Origin of the sequence: Stenotrophomonas sp. AS012628, from assembly GCF_010608305.1 — a bacterium.
Lineage (GTDB): Bacteria > Pseudomonadota > Gammaproteobacteria > Xanthomonadales > Xanthomonadaceae > Stenotrophomonas > Stenotrophomonas geniculata.
The window spans coordinates 12,081-27,302 of the sequence record NZ_VMBJ01000038.1; the positions used below are offsets into that span (position 1 = coordinate 12,081).

A 15,222-nucleotide genomic window follows, 5' to 3' on the forward strand; every position below is an offset into this window, starting at 1 on the left:
CCGGCACTACCTTGGGCGCTTACGCAGGGATGCGTGCGCCGTTGCTCATCGCATGCGGTTGCTGGTGGTCACCAGATCGTTGTATGCGGCAAGGATCGTTGACTGCGCTCCCTCCGGGTCGGTGGTGAGCCAACTGCCCGACGCCTTCCGCTCTGCCGCCAGCGCTTCGGCGGTGATCGGCTTGTGCTGCTCCAGGCGCTCGACACCACGTCCCGCGGTACGGACCAGCTTGTCCGCCGAACGCTGCACGTGGCCCCACATCGGGTCGTCCTTGCCGACACCACCGTTCTGGATTTCCGTCACCAGTGCCTGATAGTCAGCCAGCTGCGCGCGCAGCGCCGCGACGTCCGGTGCGTCGTCCTGGAACGCCGAGGCCAATCGCTTGCCGTCGCCCAGCAGGCGAAGGTGGTAGTAGGCCAGCGAGCGCCCTTCGCTTTCCTCGATCTGCTTCAGCTGCGCGGCACGGCGATCGTTCTCGTTCTTTTCCAGCGCCACATCCATCGCTTCGCTGGCCTTGAAGAAATCGGCGTAGGCCTGCATCAGCGGGGCATGCTGGCTGCGCATCCCTTCACCGCCATCACGGCGATAGTCCTCGCGGGTGAAGTAGCCATCGGCACGCTCGACCAGGGTGTTCAATGCCTGGAAGGCCTGCTGATAGTCACGCGCGGGGCCATCCACCGGCAGTGCCGGGGTCTTCGCCAGCGCGTCGGTCAGTGGCTGGCCGCAGTACTCGACGCGGTGCGACAGCACCTTTCCGGGCGAACGCGGCTGCGCTTCCTTGCCGGTCGGGCCGGCTTCGGGGTCCTTCATCCAGCTGGTGTAGGCCTGGAAGCCCTCGTGGATGGGCTGTTCAACGCCGTTGTAGCACTCGATGTAGGCGTTCACCTTCTCCAGCCCGGGGTCGGCCACGCCCAGCCCTGCCGATCTGTTGCAGCCGCTCAGGCCCGCCACAGCGCCGATCAGCAGCAGCGGCGCGATACGCAGACAGGACGTCGTCCTGGTCTCTCGCATGAGTACTGGTGCGCCGGTCACTGGCGGTTGCTCTGGAAAACGAGCGAGTTGTATTCCTGCATCAGCTTGCTGGCCGAACCGCGCGGCGCCATCGACGGCGAATCAAGCATGCGTCGTTCGAAATCGGTGTAAGGCTTTTTCTCGCTGACGCGCTGCAGCCGCTCCTTGCCTTCGCGCCGGAAATTCTCGGCCCCACGTTCGAAGCCTTCCCAGTCCGACTTGCCCGGCTCCTGGTCGGCAACCTTGGCGTGCGCTTCATCGGAAATGCGGTTGAAGGCATCCAGGCGTTCGCGGGCCTTGGCCTGATCGAAATCATCCTCGCTCATCAGATCCATGATGGCCTTGGCCTCCAGCATCATCGCCAGGCGGTAGTACTCGCGCGTGCGTCCCTCAGCCTGCTCCAGCGCCTTGAGCTGCTCGCGCTGGGCGGCGTCGTTCTGGCGCTCCAGCTCGGCATTGAACGTTTCGCTGGCAGCCACGAAATCCTTGAAGGCGGCCATCAAGGGCGCGTGCAGCTGCTTGCCCTTGGCAAACTGGTCGTCTTCGTAGTCCTGGCGATCGTAGTAGTCGTGCGCGTCCTTGCTGACCGGCACCAGCGCTTTCAGCGCCTGCTGGTAATGGCCTGCAGCAGCATCGAGTCCGGCCAGCGCCGGCTTGGCAGCGATCGCCCCGGTCACCGGAGCGTCGCACTGCTTCATGTCGTAATCGCTGATCTCGAACGGTCCGTACACGTGCGTCTCGCGCCCGGTCGGGCCAGCGTCGACGTCCTTGATCCAGCGCGTGTAGGACTGGATGCTGCCGTGGGTCTTCGAATCCAGCGCGTTGAAGCAGCCGATGTAGGCGTTGAGCTTGGCGGTCAACTGCTGCTGTGTATCGGACGGCGCCGCGCTGGTGTCCGGCGTGCCGGAGGCAGCGGCGCCGCCCGCAGCTGCGGGTGCCTTGCCACCGCAGGCGGTCAGGATCAACGACAACGAAGCGGCCAGCGCCGCGACGGAAAGAGTGCGTGACATGTGTTCACATCCCTGTTGAAAACGATTACAGCCACGCATTCTAGCGCAGCAGGCCGAGGGTCGCAGCCCTCGGCCTCTTCCGGCGACGCGTGGTCAATCCAGGAACAGATCCGGCAACAACGGACGCGACGGGTCCACCGCATAACCGGACAGATCGGTAATACCGGCCTGCGCCAGCACTTCATCGTCGATCAGGAACCGGCCGTGGAAGCCGGCCGCTTCGCGCACCAGCACCGCGTGTGCGGCATCGGCCATGATCTGTGGCGTGCGGCAGCCAGCCGCATCCACGCCCGGAATCATGTTGATCGCATCGGTGGCGATGACGGTGCGCGGCCACAGCGCATTCACCGCCACGCCCTGCGGGCCGAATTCCGCGGCCAGGCCCAGGGTGACGAAGCTCATGCCCATCTTTGCCAGCGTGTAGCCGGTGTGCGGTGCCCACCACTTCGGCTCCAGGCTCGGCGGCGGTGCCAGGGTCAGGATGTGCGGGTTCGGCGCCTGCAGCAGGTACGGCAGGCAGGCCTGCGCACACAGGAAACTGCCGCGCGCATTGACCTGCTGCATCAGGTCGAAACGCTTCATCGGCGTATCCAGCGTGCCGCGCAACCAGATCGCGCTGGCGTTGTTGATCAGGATGTCGATGCCACCGAAGGTGTCGACCGTGGCCGCCACCGCCGCCTGCACCTGCTCTTCCTCGCGGATGTCGCACTTCAGCGCCAGGCCCTGCCCGCCTGCAGCCGTCACCGCTTCGGCGGCGGTGTGGATGGTGCCCGGCAGCTTCGGATTCGGCACCGACGACTTGGCCGCAATGGCCACATTGGCGCCGTCGCGCGCAGCGCGCAGTGCGATGGCCAGGCCGATGCCACGCGAGGCACCGGTGATGAAAAGCGTTTTGCCCTGCAGACTGCCCACGTTCCACACTCCAGCGTATGCAATGAGCCGCTAGTATGCCGCGCCGACGCGGAGTTCACCCGCCCTTGACGATACTCGGGCCTCCAGACAACGCACGAGGTCCACGCCATGCGCCGTTCCCGCCTGTTGCTGCCTGCCCTGGGGCTTGTCCTGCTGACCGCCTGCCAGGGCCGTTCGCCGGAACCCGGCAAGGAGCCGCCCGCCGGTGACGCGCCCAGTGCGGAGAAGGCCGCCGCCGACGGCAAGATGCGCTGGAGCGAGGCGGTGGTCTGGGATGGCGACCTCAACGCCTGCCGCCAGGGCGAGAACGCGGCCACCCGGGATTGCCTTCGCGACGCGATGCGCGCCGGTGGCGCCAGTGCCGAGGCCATCACCGCCGCCGAGCAGTTGTCCACCGGCGGTGAGTTGGCCTATGTGACCGCCTGGCACGAGAACGAAGGACTGGGCATTGCCACGGTCGAGTATCCGTTCCGCGCCAACACCAATGAAGGCACCCGACTGGTCGATGCCGGTGGCAAGCGCATCGATGTGGATGCCGTGCAGTTGGACGACACCCTGCGTGCCGACCCCACTGTGCAGGAACTGCTGAAGGCCAACCCGCAAGCCACGCCGTTCGCACCGGCGCAGTCGGCCGGCGCCTCGCCGCTGGAGAACGGTGGCATCCGTTTGCTGTACCGCACGCCGCTGCGCGACTGCCACGCCTGCCCGGATGTGGGGCAGTTGCAGATTGCCTATGACTTCGACGCCAAGCGCAACTTCATTGGCCAGCAGGTGGTGCCGGCGACGCCGTAAGGCCACCGCCCCCTGTAGAGCCGAGCCATGCTCGGCTCATTGAATGCAGCCGAGCATGGCTCGGCTCTACATTTCTATTCCTGGTACAGCACTGCCACGCCATCACCACGGGCAAGCCGTTTCACCTGATCCAACGTATCCACCGCCATCACGGAGTACGTGACCTCCACGCCGGAGTGCAGGCGCCCCTCGGCGGTGTCCTGACCAGGCTCCACAGATATCAGCTTGCGGATTCCGGCGAATCGATAAAGGTACGGCCTACCGTCTTCACCCACCAGGCGGCCGGTCAGATCCTCATACCCGGAAGCAAGCGCTTCTGCATTCTCAAGAGCGTGTTCATCGTTGTCGGCACTGATCAGGTACACGTTCTCATGCACCAGGAACGAGCCCTGGCCTGGGCTCTCGTAATAGAAAATTGCGTGCGCGCAATACCACATGCATCACCTCGATCATTCTCTTGCGGATTGTCCCTGGTTTGGATGTCGCGAGCCTTCTGCTGCCGATGGAATCCACATTCATGCGGCACTGGGCAATGAGCCGTTTAGCCGTTGAGCAGCCCGCGGATCACAAACCGCATCCACGCATGGCGTGGATCTACCGGTACGCCTGCACCTGCTTCTCCAGCAGATGCGGCACGATCAGCCGATGCAACGGCGCAACCGGCAGCATGTACACGCGCCCGAACGCGTTGTGCGTATGCACCACGGTCGCCACTTCCAGCACGTCGCCCTGCCACTGCAGGGCCAGCTGCACACGCAAGTGGCGGTCGTTGTCCTCCAGCACGATGGCATCGTCATCCATCGACTGCAGGGTGAAGATGCCCAGCCGCTGGCCCGGTTGAGGATCTTCGACAACCTGCACCGCCCGCAACGAGCCCAGATGCTTCATGCCGAGCAGGCGCATGCCGTGGTTGCGCAGCGCCATCAGCCCATCGAACCAGCCGGGAATGGTCGCCGCCATGTCGCGGTAGGCCTGCAGTGCGGTACGCCCGTCGCGCCGGGTGGTGGCCTGACAGGCATGCACGAAGTCGGCACCAGGCAACTGCGCACGCAACACATTGCCCGCGCTCGGCGGGCCGGTCACTATCCGCGAAGCCTTCACGGCTTGGGCCCCTGCCCTTCGTTGTCTTCCCAATGCAGGATGCGGCGGGTGACGAAGCGGTAGACCGGCTTGCCGGTAGCAAACCACAGTTCGCGCACCCACGAGGTGCGCTTGAGCAACCGCTTCTCCACCGGCGTAAGCAATTCACGGCAGTACATGCGCTTGTGCTTGAGCAGGTGGCGCAGGTCCTCGCGGGCCAGCAGGCGCATCCAGCGCGAGCGAGGGTTGCCGATCACCGCCAGCTGGAAGTCGATCAGCGCCGGCCGTCCATCTTCAGTGACCAGCCAGTTGGCTTCCTTGGCCAGATCGTTGTGGGCCACGCCTTTGCGATGCAGCTGCTGCAGCAGCCGGCGCGCGGCGCGGAACCAGGCCAGGTCGCCGCGCGGCGGACGCTGGTACATGGCGTCGCCGGCCATGAAGCTGCGATCCAGGTGATGGCCATTCCAGGCCAGCAGCTGCGGCACATCGGCCATGCCGTGGATGTGCTGCAGCGCGCGAGCCTCGCGGCGGGCCAGCCACCATGCAGGCAGCCGCAACCACAGCGGCGTGGCGCCCAGATCTCGGCGCACGAAGGGGCCATCGGGCCCTTTCACAAGGAGGATCCGGCCGAAGGTGTCGGCCTTCAAGGCATGCGGTTGAGCGTCGGGCGTATGTTGCATGGGCCCATTCTAGGCGATGGCACTGGTTGCAAACGGTCACGAAGCGGCTGGGAACCAGTCACCTTCACGCCCCTATAATCGGGCAATGGACTCTTCATGGATCGACGCCACCCTCGCGTGGATTGCCGCTCATCCCGTGTTGGCGGGTGCGGTCATTTTTCTGATCGCCTTCTGCGATGCGGTCATCATTCTCGGCGCGATCGTGCCGGCGCTTCCGTTGCTGTTCGCGGTGGGCGTGTTCATCGGCCTGGGCCAGATCTCCGGGCCGTACGCGGTGGCGGCGGCAGCCCTGGGCGCGTTCGCCGGTGACGGCATCAGTTACTGGATCGGCCGCCGCTGGGGCGACCGGCTGCGTGGCGTGTGGCCGTTCAGCCGCTACCCGCAGCTGCTCGACCGCGGCGAGAACCTGTTCCGCCGCAACGCCTTCAAAAGCATCCTGATCGCACGCTACGTCGGCGCGATCCGCCCATTCGTGCCGGCCATCGCCGGCATGATGAAGATGCCGGCCAGCCGCTACGTGCAGGCCAGCGGCATCGCCAGCATCTCCTGGGCCGTACTGTTCCTGGCCCCGGGCTGGATCCTCGGTGAGGCGTATGACGCGGTGGCCGCCGTGGCCGGGCGACTGGTAGTGGTGGTCGGCCTGCTGGCGGTGATCCTCGGCCTGGTCTGGGCCATCGTGCTGTATGGCTACCGCTGGTCGGCCGCGCGCATGGACAACTGGCTGGCACGCCTGCTGGACTGGTCCAACCGCCACCCCACGCTAGGCCGCTATACCGTCGGCGTGCTTGATCCCAAGCGCCGTGAATCGGTGCCGCTGGCGATGCTGGCGTTGATGCTGCTGGTACTGGGCTGGGGCTGGTTCGCATTGTTGACCGTGGTGGTCGCGCACGGCGAGCCGCTGGCGATCGACCTGCTGGTGCACCAGGCCATGCTGGCGCTGCGTAACCCGCTGGCCGATTACCCGATGGCCGCGCTGGCGTCGCTGGGCGCCTGGCAGGTACTGCTGCCGGCCACCGCTGCAGCGATGGGCTACCTGATCTGGCGCCGGCGCTGGATGGCGGCCGCACATTGGCTGGCCGCCCTCGCCTTCGGCCTGGCGCTGACCATGCTGCTGGGTGCCACCGTGGATGTGGTGCGCCCGGTCGACGCCAGCAGTGGCTTCGGTTTCCCCTCGGTGTCGGTGACCATGGCCACCATCACCTTCGGCTTCTTCGCAGTGCTGATCGCCCGCGAGATGCCCGGCCGCACCCGCGTCTGGCCGTACCTGGTGTCGGGCATCGTGGTCAGCCTGATCGGCTTCTCGCGCCTGTACCTGGGTGCGCATTGGCTGAGCGACGTGATCGGCGGCATGCTGTTCGGCACGTTCTGGCTGCTGGTGCTGGGCATCGCCTACCGCCGCCGCTTCAACCGCTCGTTCTGGGTGAAACCGGTGGCCTGGCTGTTCTACGGCGTCTTCGCCGTGGCGGCCATGTGCTATGCGCCACGTAACATCCCGGTGAAGCTGGAACGCTTCGAGCCGACCCTGCCGGCACCGCAGGCGATGGACATGCAGGCCTGGTGGCAGCACGACTGGGTAACGCTGCCGGCACGCCGCAATGAGTTCGACGACGACCAGCGCTGGCCGCTGGACGTGCAGGTGGCCGGCCCGCTGGCACCGCTGCAGGCGCAGCTGGAAGCACGCGGCTGGAAGCGGCAGGAACAGGCGGGCTGGCAACAGGCGCTGCTGATGCTGGACAAGAACACCGGCGCCGACGAACTACCGGTGCTGCCGGCCACGCTGGACACCCGCGTGGAAGCACTGCTGATGGTGCGCCAGGGCGCGCAGCCGGATGAGCGCTATGTGCTGCGCCTGTGGCCGGCGCCCGCGCAGTTGCAGCCGGGCAGCACGCCGCTGTGGCTGGGCAGCGCGCAGACCCTGCGCTACGAGCGCCACTTCGAATGGATCGGCATGTGGCACCCGCTGCGTGGCGTCGACCCGGCATTGAATGCCGTGAAGGACGCCGTGCAGGACCTGCCGCAGCGCGAGGATGTGCACAGCGAAACCGGGTTGCCGGTGCTGCGGTTGAAGACCACACCGTGATGGAGCCGCCGGGCATGGCCCGGCGCTACCGGAACACGGACGGGTAGCGCCGGGCCATGCCCGGCGGAGGTAGATCCACGCCATGCGTGGATGGCTTCTACGGCATCCAGCCCAGCAACTGCTGCAGTCGCTGGTGCGGGTCGTCCATCTGCAGGAGCTGCAACCGCTGCTGCTCGCTCAGCGGCAACAGCTCGGCCAGCCGCCAGCCGACCCAGCTGGCCTGGTCCAGCAACGCCGGGTTGGCCGGTGCATAGGCTTCACCCGCCTGTTCGATGATGTGCCCCAGCACCGTGGCCAGCAGCGCATGCTGCGGCCGCAGTTCGTCGTCGGGGTCTTCCTCGCACCAGCGCACATCGGCTACCACCAGCCCGTTGTCGCGCACACGGGTGCGCTCGACATGGAAGCGGCGGGTGCCGCGCAGACGCAACTGCAGCACGCCGTCGGCGCCGACATCGAAGTCTTCGATGCGTACCTGCACGCCATACGCGGCCGGCGTTGCCGGGGCTCCCACTTCCTGGCCGTCGAGGATCAGGCAGACACCAAAGCCCTCACCACTGCGGCCGCTGTCGCGCACCAGATCCAGGTAGCGCCGTTCGAACACGCGCAGGCCCACCGCCGCACCTGGCACCAGCGTGGTGTGCAGCGGAAACAGCGGCAGCGAACCGTCGACGCTCATCGGGCCTGCAGCGCGGCAAGGAAGCGGCGCGGTGCGCCGTCGAAGCCACCGTTGGACATGAACACCACGTGGTCCCCCCTGCGCGCGCTGGCCTGCAATTGCGCCAGCAGCGCGTCGGTATCGGGCACCGCGTGCGCTTCGCCACGCACTGCGGCGATCACCGCAGCAGCATCCCAGGCCAGTTCCGGGCGATGCAGGAACACCACTTCATCGGCCAGCGCCAGCGAGGGTGCCAGCGCCTGCGCGTGTGCGCCCAGCCGCATCGAATTGCTGCGCGGCTCCATCGCGACCACGATGCGCGCATCGCCCACCTTGGCGCGCAGCCCTTCCAGCGTGGTGGCGATTGCGGTCGGGTGGTGGGCGAAATCGTCGTAGACGGTGATGCCCTCGTGGCTGCCGATCACTTCCATGCGCCGCTTGACGCTGCGGAAGCGCGCCAGCGCCGGGATCACCTCAGCCGGCGCAACACCCACCGCATGTGCGGCTGCCAGCGCCGCCAGGCCGTTGAGCACGTTGTGGCGGCCCAGCAACGACCACTGCACATCACCCAGTGCCTGCCCGCGGTGGTGCACGCGGAACGCGCTGCCATCGGCAGCCAGCAGTTCCGCATGCCACTCCAGCGATGGATCGAAGCCGAAGCGCTCGACCGGGGTCCAGCAGCCCATCGCCAGCACTTCGGCCAGATGCTGATCCTCACCGTTGACGATCAGTCGGCCGCGCGCCGGCACCGTGCGCACCAGGTGATGGAACTGGCGCTGGATCGCGGCCACGTCCGGGAAGATGTCGGCGTGGTCGTATTCAAGGTTGTTGAGGATGGCCACCAGCGGCCGGTAGTGCACGAACTTGCTGCGCTTGTCGAAGAATGCGGTGTCGTACTCGTCGGCCTCGACCACGAACTCGCGGCCCTGGCCCAGGCGGGCGGAGACGCCGAAATCCTCGGCGACGCCGCCGATCAGGAAACCGGGAGAACGACCGGCGCTTTCCAGCAGCCAGGTGAGGATGGTGGTGGTGGTGGTCTTGCCGTGGGTACCGGCCACGGCCAGCGTGTCGCGGCCCGGCAGCACCTGTTCGGACAGCCACTGGGCACCGGAAATGTAGCGCTGGCCGGCGTCGAGCACGGCCTCAACGGCGGCATTGCCGCGCGAGAGTGCGTTGCCGATCACCACGTCGTCGGTGCCCGGTGGCACGCTGTCGGCGCGGTAGCCCTGGTCCAGGGTGATACCCAGCTGCTCGAGCTGGGTCGACATCGGCGGATAGATGGCCTGGTCGCTGCCACTGACCGTATGGCCCAGTTCCCGCGCCAGGGCGGCCACGCCGCCCATGAAGGTGCCGGCGATTGCAAGGATATGTACGCTGCTCATGACCGAGGATTGTGACCGATGACGGCTGTATAGGGCCAATGTCCGATCCGGGGTAAGACAAGTCCTACACAGGATGTGAGAAAACTCCAATCTTCTGTCAGGGAAATCCCGATAGCGATGTTCTGTGAACCCGGACACAATTCGAACTGCCAGCCGCAGTACCCGAACCGGTCCTACTCCCCAAGAGGCCATCCCCAAGGGAGCTCATGCTGCGGGGCCCTGAGCAAGCCCTCTGCTGGCGCCTATCAAACGACACAGGCCTGGTCCTCGCGGACCAGGCCTGTGTTTTTTGCGCCCGAAGGGCCGGCAGTGCACCGGCCCTGCAGGATCAACCCTTGATCGCCGCCAGGATGCGGGCTTCGATCTCGTCCAGCTCGCCGACGCCATCGACGCGGGCCAGGGTGCCACGGCCGGCGTAGAAGTCCACCACCGGGGCAGTCTGGTCGTTGTAGACCTGCAGGCGCTGGCGCACCGCTTCCGGCGTGTCATCGGCGCGGCCCTGCTCCTTGGCGCGACCGGCGATGCGGTCGACCAGCAGCTCGGTGGCCACGTCCAGCTGCACCACGGCATCCAGCGGCTGGCCGATCTTGGCCAGCAGGCCGTCCATCGCATTGGCCTGGGCCACATTGCGCGGGTAACCATCGAGGATGAAGCCCTTGGCGACATCGGCCTGGGTCAGGCGCGACTCCAGCATGCCCAGCAGGATGTCGTCCGACACCAGGTTGCCGGCATCCATCACCGTCTTGGCCTGCTTGCCCAGCTCCGTGCCGGCGGCGATTTCCGCGCGCAGCATGTCACCGGTCGAAATGTGGGCGATCCCCAGCTTTTCCTTCAGGCGCGTCGCCTGTGTCCCCTTGCCCGAACCGGGCGGTCCCAACAGAACCAATCGCATTGACCTGACTCCAACGTGTTGAAAACAAAGAAGGTTCGCGTCCCGGACGGACCGGTATCGCTGCACCGCAATAGCGCCACTTTACCGCATCCGGGTAATGTCCCTGCAATGTCCCTCCCCCGAGCAGGTAGAAGCATGCGCAACGGTACTCTCCTCTACGCCCAGTCCGGCGGTGTCACCGCGGTCATCAATGCCACGGCGGCAGCGGTGATCGAGCAGGCCCGGGCCAAGGGCATCAAGGTCCTTGCCGCCCGCAACGGCATCCTCGGCGCGCTGCGCGAGGAGCTGATCGACACCAGCAAGGAGAGCGCCGCCGCGATCCGCGCCCTGGCCCATACCCCGGGTGGCGCCTTCGGCTCGTGCCGGGTGAAGCTGAAATCGCTGGACGCCGACCGCGTCCGCTACGACCGCCTGCTGCAGGTGCTGCGCGCGCACGACGTGCGCTGGTTCCTCTACAACGGCGGCAACGACTCGGCCGATACCGCGCTGAAAGTCTCGCAGCTGGCCAAGGCCTCCGGCTACGACCTGACCTGCATCGGCGTGCCCAAGACCATCGACAACGACCTGGCAGTGACCGACACCTGCCCCGGCTTCGGCTCGGCGGCCAAGTACACCGCCGTCTCGGTGCGCGAAGCGGCGCTGGACGTGGCGGCGATGGCCGAGACCTCCACCCGCGTTTTCATCTACGAGGCCATGGGCCGCCACGCGGGCTGGCTGGCTGCGGCCGCCGGCCTTGCCGGCAACGGCGATGACGAAGCGCCGCACATCATCCTGCTGCCCGAACGCGCCTATGACGAGGCGGCGTTCCTGGCCAAGGTCAAGGCCGTGGTCGACCGCGTCGGCTACTGCGTGGTGGTGGCGTCGGAAGGCATCGCCACCGCCGATGGCCGCTTCGTCGCCGATGCCGGTGGCGGCAAGGACTCGTTCGGGCACTCGCAGCTGGGCGGCGTGGCCGCGCACCTGGCTGGCCGGGTCAAGGACCAGCTGGGCCTGAAGGTCCATTGGGCGCTGCCCGATTACCTGCAGCGCTCGGCCCGCCACCTGGCCAGCAGGACCGACTGGGAGCAGGCGCAGGCGGTCGGCAAGGCCGCGGTGCAGCTGGCGCTGAAGGGCCAGAACGGGGTGATGCCGGTGATCGTGCGCAGCAGCGACGCACCGTACCGCTGGAAGATCGAAGCGGCGCCGCTGTCGAAGATCGCCAACCATGAAAAGAAGATGCCCGCCGGCTTCATCCGCCGCGACGGCTTCGGTATCACCGCCAAGGCGCGCGCCTACCTGTCGCCGCTGATCAAGGGCGAAGCGCCGCTGCCCTACGGCGCCGACGGCCTGCCGAAGTACGTCACGCTGAAGAACGTGGCGGTGAAGCAGAAGCTGCCGCCGTTCGAGGGCTGACCCGAAAAAGGGGACGGAGGAACACCATGGCACTGCGTGTTGTTCGATTGGGTACACCACGTGCGCCCGGCGAGGGACTGCGTATCGGTACCGTGCGGCGCCCGCCGCGCGGCGTGCCGCGCAGCGAGTTCGCCCGGCAGGACTGGTATGACGTCTGGTTCCCGACCCTGTCCCCCAGCGCGGAACTGGTGAAGCAGGCGCATGAGGCGAAGACGGCCGCCGACTGGAATGCGTTCTTCCGTCACTACAAGGCCGAGATGAGGGCGCCGGATGCGGCCCACGCGCTGGACCTGCTGGCCGCGATGTCACGGCACAGCGACATCAGCGTAGGGTGCTACTGCGAGGACGAAGCGCATTGCCATCGCAAGGCATTACGCGAGTTGCTGGTAGCGCGGGGGGCGAAGCCGGCCGGAGAATGATGGCGCGCCGCAGTAGATCCACGCCATGCGTGGATGCGGCATCGGTGCCGACCAACGGTCGGCACCCACCTGTATCAATTACAGGCCTTGCCTTCCATCTGCAGCTGCGCGGCGAACATGGTCACCTGCGGAATCTGGCCGGCCGCGGCCTGCTTCTTGGCCTCTTCCAGATAGATGCGCGACTGGCCCTGACCGTCCAGCTCGACCTTGTTGCTCGACGGCAGTCGCCACACGCGCACCACCGCCTGCTGTGCCGGGCATGCTGCGCTGGGCACGCGGATCACATCATTGAGCTTCCAGCCCTTGTCGGCACTTGGCTGTGCCTTGGCGTAGTCGACGAAGCGCGCGCGTGGCTGGCACTGCTCACTGGTCCGCACCGGCGCAAAGCGGTACGGCTCGGCCGCCTGGCCGGTGAAGGCACCTTCCAGGCGCGCGCAGGCCTCGGGGATCTGCCGCAGGGTGTGCACTGCGCCCACTGCCTGGGGAGCGCCCACGGCGCGCTGCAGCTCCGGGGTTTCCGCGGCGAGTGCCGGTACGGCCGGGACCAGGGCGGCAAGCATCAACAGGGACAGGCGCATTGGGAATCTCCTACGGGACTGTGCGCAGGCTTGCAGAGGCTGGCTTAACGGGGTGCAAAGGCCTGCGGCTCTCGAATCTTGCCCCTGGCCCGGCGCCATGCGCCGCGGCTCGCAGGAGCCAGTCGAGCACGGCTCGACTCTACAGTGCGCCGAACGCATACTGCGGGCACCAGGGAATGCTGAACACCGCCATACGTCGGACGACCACCAAGGTCGGTACGGGTTGGTTCCAGGCTGCAGCCCGTCGTCCCCCTCGTGGTGCCGTTCATCGCCACTGGATGCCTACATCCATTCTGCGGAGGGGTCTAATGCTGGAACGTCACGGGCTTTCATTGGCGCTGGGCTGCGCCATTCTCGCGATCCTGTTCGGAATCGTCTCGGCGCGCTGGATCCTGCGCCAACCCACCGGCAATGAACGCATGGTCGCGATCGCCACCGCGATCCAGGAAGGTGCGCGTGCCTACCTCAACCGCCAGTACCTGACCATCGGCGTGGCCGGCGTGGTGCTGTTCGTGCTGGTCGGTGTGTTCCTCAGCTGGTACACCGCGATCGGCTTCGCGGTCGGCGCGGTGCTGTCCGGCGCGGCCGGCTACATCGGCATGAACGTGTCGGTACGCGCCAACGTGCGCACCGCCGAGGCCGCACGCCATGGCATCAGTGCGGCGATGGACGTCGCCTTCCGCGGCGGTGCGATCACCGGCATGCTGGTGGTCGGCCTGGGCCTGCTGGGTGTGGCCGGCTATTACGCACTGCTGCTGCGGATCGGCCTGCCGATGGAACAGGCGCTGCACGCGCTGGTCGGTCTGGCGTTCGGTTCGTCGCTGATCTCGATCTTCGCGCGTCTGGGCGGTGGCATCTTCACCAAGGGCGCCGACGTCGGCGCCGATCTGGTCGGCAAGGTGGAAGCCGGCATTCCCGAGGATGACCCGCGCAACCCGGCGGTGATCGCCGACAACGTCGGTGACAACGTCGGCGACTGTGCCGGCATGGCCGCCGATCTGTTCGAGACCTATGCGGTCACCGTGATCGCCACCATGCTGCTGGGCAGCCTGATGCTGGCCGAGGCGGGCGCCAATGCCGTGCTGTATCCGCTGGTGCTGGGCGGTGTGTCGATCATTGCATCGATCATCGGTGCGCTGTTCGTCAAGGTGAAGCCTGGCGGCTCGATCATGGGCGCGTTGTACAAGGGCGTGATCGTCTCCGGCGTGCTGGCCGCGATCGCGTTCTACCCGATCACCACCGGGCTGATGGCCGACAATGTGCATGGTCCCATCGCGCTGTATGGATGCGCGCTGATCGGCCTGGTCCTGACCGGCCTGATCGTGTGGATCACCGAGTACTACACCGGCACCCAGTACAAGCCGGTGCAGCACGTGGCGCAGGCGTCGACCACCGGCCACGGCACCAACATCATCGCAGGCCTCGGCATCTCGATGAAGTCCACCGCGCTGCCGGTGGTGGCCGTGTGTGCGGCGATCTGGGGCGCGTTCGCGCTGGGCGGCCTGTACGGCATCGCCATCGCCGCCACCGCGATGCTGTCGATGGCCGGCATGATCGTCGCCCTCGATGCCTATGGACCGATCACCGACAACGCTGGCGGCATCGCCGAGATGGCCGAGCTGCCCTCGGAGATCCGCGACATCACCGATCCACTGGATGCGGTGGGCAACACCACCAAGGCGGTGACCAAGGGCTATGCGATCGGCTCGGCGGCGCTGGCCGCACTGGTGCTGTTCGCCGACTACACGCACAACCTGCAGGCCGCGCATCCCGGCCAGGAGTTCCGCTTCGATCTCAGCGACCACACGGTGATCATCGGCCTGCTGATCGGTGGCCTGATCCCCTACCTGTTCGGTGCGATGGCGATGGAAGCGGTCGGCCGTGCAGCAGGTGCGGTGGTGGAGGAGGTACGCCGCCAGTTCCGCGAGATCCCCGGCATCATGCAGGGCACCGGCAAGCCGCAGTACGACAAAGCGGTGGACATGCTGACCCGCTCGGCCATCCGCGAAATGATCGTGCCCTCGCTGCTGCCGGTGGCGGTGCCGGTGGTGGTCGGCCTGCTGCTCGGGCCGCGCGCACTGGGCGGCCTGTTGATCGGCACGATCGTGACCGGCCTGTTCGTGGCCATCTCGATGACCACCGGCGGCGGCGCCTGGGACAATGCCAAGAAGTACATCGAGGACGGCCACTTCGGTGGCAAGGGCAGCGAAGCGCACAAGGCCGCGGTGACCGGTGATACCGTCGGTGACCCGTACAAGGACACCGCCGGCCCGGCAATCAACCCGCTGATCAAGATCATCAACATCGTCGCGCTGCTGCTGGTACCGCTGTTGTAGATC

General features: G+C 66.8%; 15 protein-coding genes. 5 read left to right on the forward strand and 10 right to left on the reverse strand.

Annotation, left to right across the window (positions count from 1 at the left end):
- Positions 1 to 45: 45 nt before the first annotated feature.
- The 3 genes from G5A07_RS15785 to G5A07_RS15795 form a co-directional block, all read right to left on the reverse strand.
- The gene (locus G5A07_RS15785) at positions 46 to 1,011 is read right to left on the reverse strand and encodes a YiiG family protein (protein WP_126560558.1); all 966 of its coding nucleotides are present in this window, start codon (positions 1,009 to 1,011) and stop codon (positions 46 to 48) included.
- Between the two features lie 17 nt (positions 1,012 to 1,028).
- Positions 1,029 to 2,021, reverse strand: a complete 993-nt coding sequence (locus G5A07_RS15790) for a YiiG family protein (RefSeq protein ID WP_191863592.1) — start codon at positions 2,019 to 2,021, stop codon at positions 1,029 to 1,031.
- A 93-nt stretch (positions 2,022 to 2,114) separates the two neighbouring features.
- The gene (locus G5A07_RS15795) at positions 2,115 to 2,933 is read right to left on the reverse strand and encodes an NAD(P)-dependent oxidoreductase (protein WP_191863593.1); all 819 of its coding nucleotides are present in this window, start codon (positions 2,931 to 2,933) and stop codon (positions 2,115 to 2,117) included.
- Between the two features lie 108 nt (positions 2,934 to 3,041).
- Between G5A07_RS15795 and G5A07_RS15800 the strand changes: the two genes are divergently transcribed.
- Positions 3,042 to 3,725 carry a hypothetical protein gene (locus G5A07_RS15800; RefSeq protein WP_054172452.1) on the forward strand — a complete coding sequence of 228 codons (684 nt, stop codon included), beginning with the start codon at positions 3,042 to 3,044 and terminating at the stop codon, positions 3,723 to 3,725.
- 74 nt (positions 3,726 to 3,799) lie between these two features.
- Here G5A07_RS15800 and G5A07_RS15805 read toward each other — a convergent pair whose 3' ends face one another.
- The 3 genes from G5A07_RS15805 to G5A07_RS15815 all read right to left on the reverse strand — a co-directional run bounded on the left by G5A07_RS15805 (position 3,800) and on the right by G5A07_RS15815 (position 5,485).
- Positions 3,800 to 4,162, reverse strand: a complete 363-nt coding sequence (locus G5A07_RS15805) for a DUF4288 domain-containing protein (protein WP_043400269.1) — start codon at positions 4,160 to 4,162, stop codon at positions 3,800 to 3,802.
- Between the two features lie 157 nt (positions 4,163 to 4,319).
- A complete protein-coding gene (locus G5A07_RS15810; protein ID WP_171954700.1) occupies positions 4,320 to 4,826 on the reverse strand; it encodes a DUF2867 domain-containing protein in 507 nt (168 codons plus the stop codon).
- Positions 4,823 to 5,485 (reverse strand): serine/threonine-protein kinase, encoded by a 663-nt coding sequence (locus G5A07_RS15815; RefSeq protein ID WP_191863594.1) that lies wholly within the window; start codon positions 5,483 to 5,485, stop codon positions 4,823 to 4,825. The genes G5A07_RS15810 and G5A07_RS15815 overlap by 4 nt, the downstream gene beginning before the upstream one ends.
- An 85-nt stretch (positions 5,486 to 5,570) precedes the next feature.
- Here G5A07_RS15815 and G5A07_RS15820 point away from each other — a divergent pair, with 85 nt between their 5' ends.
- Positions 5,571 to 7,565, forward strand: coding sequence for a bifunctional DedA family/phosphatase PAP2 family protein (locus G5A07_RS15820; protein ID WP_049412074.1), 1,995 nt, complete (start codon positions 5,571 to 5,573; stop codon positions 7,563 to 7,565).
- Positions 7,566 to 7,662: 97 nt separating this feature from the next.
- On the opposite strand, the gene G5A07_RS15825 is transcribed toward G5A07_RS15820, so the two are convergent.
- The 3 genes from G5A07_RS15825 to G5A07_RS15835 form a co-directional block, all read right to left on the reverse strand.
- Positions 7,663 to 8,241 (reverse strand): LON peptidase substrate-binding domain-containing protein, encoded by a 579-nt coding sequence (locus G5A07_RS15825; RefSeq protein ID WP_019338782.1) that lies wholly within the window; start codon positions 8,239 to 8,241, stop codon positions 7,663 to 7,665.
- Positions 8,238 to 9,602, reverse strand: coding sequence for a UDP-N-acetylmuramate:L-alanyl-gamma-D-glutamyl-meso-diaminopimelate ligase (gene mpl / locus G5A07_RS15830; RefSeq protein WP_191863595.1), 1,365 nt, complete (start codon positions 9,600 to 9,602; stop codon positions 8,238 to 8,240). The genes G5A07_RS15825 and mpl overlap by 4 nt, the downstream gene beginning before the upstream one ends.
- Positions 9,603 to 9,930: 328 nt before the next feature.
- Positions 9,931 to 10,494, reverse strand: a complete 564-nt coding sequence (locus G5A07_RS15835; protein WP_010484004.1) for an adenylate kinase — start codon at positions 10,492 to 10,494, stop codon at positions 9,931 to 9,933.
- Positions 10,495 to 10,629: 135 nt separating this feature from the next.
- On the opposite strand from G5A07_RS15835, the gene G5A07_RS15840 reads away from it, so the two are divergent.
- Positions 10,630 to 11,886 (forward strand): 6-phosphofructokinase, encoded by a 1,257-nt coding sequence (locus G5A07_RS15840; protein ID WP_191863596.1) that lies wholly within the window; start codon positions 10,630 to 10,632, stop codon positions 11,884 to 11,886.
- 26 nt (positions 11,887 to 11,912) lie between these two features.
- Positions 11,913 to 12,305 (forward strand): DUF488 family protein, encoded by a 393-nt coding sequence (locus G5A07_RS15845; protein ID WP_100446670.1) that lies wholly within the window; start codon positions 11,913 to 11,915, stop codon positions 12,303 to 12,305.
- A 74-nt stretch (positions 12,306 to 12,379) separates the two neighbouring features.
- Here the strand turns inward: G5A07_RS15845 and G5A07_RS15850 are convergent, their stop codons facing one another.
- The gene (locus tag G5A07_RS15850; RefSeq protein WP_010484000.1) at positions 12,380 to 12,883 is read right to left on the reverse strand and encodes a hypothetical protein; all 504 of its coding nucleotides are present in this window, start codon (positions 12,881 to 12,883) and stop codon (positions 12,380 to 12,382) included.
- A gap of 308 nt (positions 12,884 to 13,191) precedes the next feature.
- Here G5A07_RS15850 and G5A07_RS15855 point away from each other — a divergent pair, with 308 nt between their 5' ends.
- A complete protein-coding gene (locus tag G5A07_RS15855) occupies positions 13,192 to 15,219 on the forward strand; it encodes a sodium-translocating pyrophosphatase (RefSeq protein WP_053443477.1) in 2,028 nt (675 codons plus the stop codon).
- Positions 15,220 to 15,222: the final 3 nt, after the last annotated feature.

Bases quoted from the DNA above. Each gene is read 5' to 3' on its own strand.
- G5A07_RS15825 (WP_019338782.1), bottom strand. From the start codon at position 8,241: ATGAGCGTCGACGGTTCGCTGCCGCTGTTTCCGCTGCACACCACGCTG.
- G5A07_RS15820 (WP_049412074.1), top strand. From the start codon at position 5,571: ATGGACTCTTCATGGATCGACGCCACCCTCGCGTGGATTGCCGCTCAT.
- G5A07_RS15815 (WP_191863594.1), bottom strand. From the start codon at position 5,485: ATGCAACATACGCCCGACGCTCAACCGCATGCCTTGAAGGCCGACACC.
- mpl (WP_191863595.1), bottom strand. From the start codon at position 9,602: ATGAGCAGCGTACATATCCTTGCAATCGCCGGCACCTTCATGGGCGGC.
- G5A07_RS15840 (WP_191863596.1), top strand. From the start codon at position 10,630: ATGCGCAACGGTACTCTCCTCTACGCCCAGTCCGGCGGTGTCACCGCG.
- G5A07_RS15850 (WP_010484000.1), bottom strand. From the start codon at position 12,883: ATGCGCCTGTCCCTGTTGATGCTTGCCGCCCTGGTCCCGGCCGTACCG.
- G5A07_RS15800 (WP_054172452.1), top strand. From the start codon at position 3,042: ATGCGCCGTTCCCGCCTGTTGCTGCCTGCCCTGGGGCTTGTCCTGCTG.
- G5A07_RS15845 (WP_100446670.1), top strand. From the start codon at position 11,913: ATGGCACTGCGTGTTGTTCGATTGGGTACACCACGTGCGCCCGGCGAG.
- G5A07_RS15790 (WP_191863592.1), bottom strand. From the start codon at position 2,021: ATGTCACGCACTCTTTCCGTCGCGGCGCTGGCCGCTTCGTTGTCGTTG.
- G5A07_RS15835 (WP_010484004.1), bottom strand. From the start codon at position 10,494: ATGCGATTGGTTCTGTTGGGACCGCCCGGTTCGGGCAAGGGGACACAG.
- G5A07_RS15805 (WP_043400269.1), bottom strand. From the start codon at position 4,162: ATGTGGTATTGCGCGCACGCAATTTTCTATTACGAGAGCCCAGGCCAG.
- G5A07_RS15855 (WP_053443477.1), top strand. From the start codon at position 13,192: ATGCTGGAACGTCACGGGCTTTCATTGGCGCTGGGCTGCGCCATTCTC.
- G5A07_RS15785 (WP_126560558.1), bottom strand. From the start codon at position 1,011: ATGCGAGAGACCAGGACGACGTCCTGTCTGCGTATCGCGCCGCTGCTG.